Annotated in this window: 1 protein-coding gene; it reads left to right on the top strand. The window is 60.6% G+C overall.

Going from position 1 to position 216, the window contains the following annotated elements:
- Nucleotides 1–35 precede the first annotated feature (35 nt).
- Nucleotides 36–216: AMP-binding protein (locus tag ACLQ3J_RS20970; RefSeq protein WP_425904308.1), on the top strand; the 181-nt coding region annotated here is incomplete at its 3' end.

The raw sequence follows: 216 nt of genomic DNA, 5'->3' as shown, positions 1-216 counted from the left end.
ATATCGATTTGCTGGGCGCCGATGAGCGTATTGCGGTGCTCGAGCGGTGGAACGATACGTCGCATCCGGTGCCGGAGTCGACGTTGCTGGACCGGTTCGATGCGCAGGTCCTTTCGAATCCCGACGCGATTGCGGTGGTGTTCGAAGACGAGTCGTTGACGTATGCGCAGTTCGATGCGCGGGTCAATCGGCTTGCGCGGTATCTGATCTCGCGGG

This window comes from Rhodococcus sp. DT1 (assembly GCF_049844875.1).
Lineage (GTDB): Bacteria > Actinomycetota > Actinomycetes > Mycobacteriales > Mycobacteriaceae > Rhodococcus.
Note: the sequence above shows the minus strand (reverse complement) of the source record. Positions and strands in the feature narration are given on the sequence as shown.